Below are 4,316 nucleotides of genomic sequence, written 5' to 3'. Positions count from 1 at the left end.
GGCTCTTCGGACATCCAGTGGGGCTGAGGCGCGCCGGGTGAGGTTCGGCGGGTAGGGGTCGAGGTCCCCGAGGATCAGAAGCGCTAACCACCTGATCGATCACGAGGACCTCGACGTGTTTCACCCTACTTCGGGGTGCGCTGATGCGCGCCCATCCTTCTGTCCGTGCGCCCGTTGCGACCTTCTGCTCGGCATCGATGGTGTTCATGTCGAGCACGTCGATCGCGCCGAGGGGCTGGTGGTGGTGACGGTTTCGACTCCGGCCTCGCCGACAGGGTGCCCCTCGTGTGGCGTCATCGCGACCGGCCGTGGACGCCGACGGCGGGTGCTTCATGACGTGCCCGGGACCACTCGAGTGCGGGTCGTGTGGCGGCAACGAGTCTGGCGCTGTGACGATGACGACTGCAAACGGAAGACGTTCGTGGAGCAGTTGCCTACTCTGGTCGCTCGGCGCGGGTCGATCACGACGCGCGCCGTCGACTGGGCGGTCGGGCAGTTGCGCCGCGAGCACGCCACCGTCCACGGTCTGGCGCGTCAGCTCGGCACGTCGTGGAAGACGGTGTGGCGTGCCGTCGAACCCGAACTCGTCAAGCTAGCCGCTGACGAGTCCCGGTTCGACGGGGTCACTTCGCTCGGTGTCGACGAGCACATCTGGCATCACGTCGACCCGCGCCGGCGTGGCCCGAAGGAACTGACTGGAATGGTCGACCTCACCCGCGACAAGCACGGAAAGACACGAGCCCGGCTACTGGACCTCGTGCCCGGAAGATCGGGGAAGGCCTACGCGACCTGGCTCGGTGAACGCGGCGACACGTTCCGGCAGGGCGTGAAGGTGGCGGCGTTGGACCCGTTCGCCGGCTACAAGACCGCGATCGATGACAAGCTGCAAGATGCCACCGCGGTGTTGGACGCGTTCCACGTCGTCAAGCTCGGCACCGCCGCCGTCGATGAGGTCCGCCGTCGAATACAGCAAGACACCCTCGGGCACCGCGGACGCAAGGGCGACCCGCTCCACGGAATCCAGACCATCCTCCGTGCGGGCGCCGAGAATCTCACTGACAAGCAGTGGGCACGCCTGACCAGCGCGATCGAAGCCGATTCCGCGCACGACGAAGTGGCTCTTCGCAGATGAGGGTGTAGTCGGATGCGCGCGGCGATTGGTGGATAGGGGTCGAGGTCTTCCAGGATGGAAGTTCCTACGCTGTCCACCGGAAAGACCTCGACGTGTTCCACGCTACCTTTGCCGCGCCCGATCTGACCACCTTCTGTCGCCTTGACGAGCTCGGCCTGCAAGCTGTCGGGCAGCGCCTGGAACCGGATCGGGCGGTGATCGAGTGCCGGGCCGTTGAGGCTGATCCGTGGTGTCGGGGGTGCGGCGCCGAGGGCGTCATTCGGGATACGGTGATTCGTCGTCTTGCGCATGAGCCGTTCGGTCACCGGCCCACGACGCTGCAGGTTCGGGTTCGTCGATACCGGTGTGATCATTGCAAGCGCACCTGGCGGCAGGACATGTCGAAGGCATCGTCGCCGCGGACGAAGATCTCCCGAAGCGGGGTGCGGTGGGCGTTGGAAGCTCTCGTGGTCGACCATCTCACCGTCTCTCGTGCCGCCGCCGGGCTTGGGGTGTCCTGGCATACCGCGAACAGCGCGATCCTCGCCGAAGGCAAGCGACGTCTCATCGATGACCCTCACCGTTTCGACGGCGTGAGCACCATCGGTGTCGACGAGCATGTCTGGCGTCACACGCGCAAGGGCGACAAATACGTCACGGTCATCATCGACCTCACCCCCGTGCGGGACAAGACCGGCCCCGCGCGACTGCTGGACATGGTCGAGGGACGCTCGAAGGCAGCGTTCAAGCAGTGGCTCGCGCAGCGGCCGAAACAGTGGCGAGATCGGATCGAGGTCGTCGCGATGGACGGGTTCAGCGGCTTCAAGACCGCCGCCGCCGAAGAGCTGCCAGACGCGGTCCCCGTGATGGATCCGTTCCACGTCGTCCGCCTCGCCGGCGACGGGCTGGATCGGTGCCGGCAACGCGTTCAGCAGGCCACGCTCGGGCATCGAGGCCGTTCGGGCGACCCGCTCTACAAGGCCCGCCGCACCCTGCACACCGGCGACAGCCTCCTCACCGACAAGCAACGCGCACGCCTTCAAGCACTATTCACCGGTGATGATCATGTTGAGGTTGAAGCGACCTGGGGAATCTACCAGCGCATCGTTGCCGCCTACCGTGAACCGGACAAGACCAAGGGCAAGCAGATGATGCAGGCCGTCATCGACGCCGTCACCAGCGGTGTTCCCACCGCGCTGATCGAGATCCGCCGCCTCGGCCGAACGTTGAAACAGCGCGCCGCTGACGTGCTCGCTTACTTCGACCGCCCCGGCACCAGCAACGGCCCCACGGAGGCGATCAACGGCCGCCTCGAACACCTCAGAGGCTCAGCGCTCGGCTTCCGAAACCTGACGAACTATGTTGCCAGATCGCTACTCGAAGCCGGAGGATTCAGATCCCACCTACACCCTCGATTGCGATGAGCCGACGAGGCTCTTCGCAGATGAGGGTGTAGTCGGATGCGCGCGGCGATTGGTGGATAGGGGTCGAGGTCTTCCAGGATGGAAGTTCCTACGCTGTCCACCGGAAAGACCTCGACGTGTTCCACGCTACCTTTGCCGCGCCCGATCTGACCACCTTCTGTCGCCTTGACGAGCTCGGCCTGCAAGCTGTCGGGCAGCGCCTGGAACCGGATCGGGCGGTGATCGAGTGCCGGGCCGTTGAGGCTGATCCGTGGTGTCGGGGGTGCGGCGCCGAGGGCGTCATTCGGGATACGGTGATTCGTCGTCTTGCGCATGAGCCGTTCGGTCACCGGCCCACGACGCTGCAGGTTCGGGTTCGTCGATACCGGTGTGATCATTGCAAGCGCACCTGGCGGCAGGACATGTCGAAGGCATCGTCGCCGCGGACGAAGATCTCCCGAAGCGGGGTGCGGTGGGCGTTGGAAGCTCTCGTGGTCGACCATCTCACCGTCTCTCGTGCCGCCGCCGGGCTTGGGGTGTCCTGGCATACCGCGAACAGCGCGATCCTCGCCGAAGGCAAGCGACGTCTCATCGATGACCCTCACCGTTTCGACGGCGTGAGCACCATCGGTGTCGACGAGCATGTCTGGCGTCACACGCGCAAGGGCGACAAATACGTCACGGTCATCATCGACCTCACCCCCGTGCGGGACAAGACCGGCCCCGCGCGACTGCTGGACATGGTCGAGGGACGCTCGAAGGCAGCGTTCAAGCAGTGGCTCGCGCAGCGGCCGAAACAGTGGCGAGATCGGATCGAGGTCGTCGCGATGGACGGGTTCAGCGGCTTCAAGACCGCCGCCGCCGAAGAGCTGCCAGACGCGGTCCCCGTGATGGATCCGTTCCACGTCGTCCGCCTCGCCGGCGACGGGCTGGATCGGTGCCGGCAACGCGTTCAGCAGGCCACGCTCGGGCATCGAGGCCGTTCGGGCGACCCGCTCTACAAGGCCCGCCGCACCCTGCACACCGGCGACAGCCTCCTCACCGACAAGCAACGCGCACGCCTTCAAGCACTATTCACCGGTGATGATCATGTTGAGGTTGAAGCGACCTGGGGAATCTACCAGCGCATCGTTGCCGCCTACCGTGAACCGGACAAGACCAAGGGCAAGCAGATGATGCAGGCCGTCATCGACGCCGTCACCAGCGGTGTTCCCACCGCGCTGATCGAGATCCGCCGCCTCGGCCGAACGTTGAAACAGCGCGCCGCTGACGTGCTCGCTTACTTCGACCGCCCCGGCACCAGCAACGGCCCCACGGAGGCGATCAACGGCCGCCTCGAACACCTCAGAGGCTCAGCGCTCGGCTTCCGAAACCTGACGAACTATGTTGCCAGATCGCTACTCGAAGCCGGAGGATTCAGATCCCACCTACACCCTCGATTGCGATGAGCCGACGAAGTCTTCGTCGCGTGGCAGTGCGCCCAGCAGCTGCGCTCCGCCTACCACCAGAAAGACCTCGCCGAAGGGCGACGGATCGCTGAGACGGTCGTCGACAGCTTCCACACCTGCCCAATCCCCGAGATCGCCCGCCTCGGCCGGACACTGCGTCGCTGGCGCCCAGCATTCCTTGCCTACTTCACGACCAGCAGGGCGAACAACGGTGGCACCGAGGCGATCAACGGCATTATCGAGCTCCACCGCCGCCTCGCCCGCGGGTTCCGCAACCGCGAGAACTACCGCCTCCGCATGCTCCTCGCCGCCGGCGGCCTCACACCCTGACCCCACCGAATGTCCGAAGAGCCG

2 protein-coding genes and 2 pseudogenes are annotated in these 4,316 nt (G+C 65.6%); all 4 read left to right on the top strand.

Features of this window, described 5'->3' with window-relative positions; all coding sequences use genetic code 11:
- Positions 1 to 115 precede the first annotated feature (115 nt).
- A pseudogene (locus tag FM104_RS13935) lies at positions 116 to 1,117 on the top strand (ISL3 family transposase); the annotation flags it as partial.
- Between the two features lie 107 nt (positions 1,118 to 1,224).
- A complete protein-coding gene (locus FM104_RS13930) occupies positions 1,225 to 2,535 on the top strand; it encodes an ISL3 family transposase (RefSeq protein WP_087132835.1) in 1,311 nt (436 codons plus the stop codon).
- A gap of 116 nt (positions 2,536 to 2,651) precedes the next feature.
- Positions 2,652 to 3,962: an ISL3 family transposase gene (locus tag FM104_RS13925; protein ID WP_087132835.1), complete on the top strand. Its 1,311-nt coding sequence runs from the start codon at positions 2,652 to 2,654 to the stop codon at positions 3,960 to 3,962.
- A gap of 3 nt (positions 3,963 to 3,965) precedes the next feature.
- A pseudogene (locus FM104_RS13920) lies at positions 3,966 to 4,292 on the top strand (ISL3 family transposase); the annotation flags it as partial.
- Positions 4,293 to 4,316 lie beyond the last annotated feature (24 nt).

It is taken from the genome of Microbacterium esteraromaticum (genome assembly GCF_900163815.1).
Classification (GTDB): Bacteria; Actinomycetota; Actinomycetes; order Actinomycetales; family Microbacteriaceae; genus Microbacterium; species Microbacterium esteraromaticum_B.
This window is presented reverse-complemented; position numbering and strand designations above follow the sequence as displayed.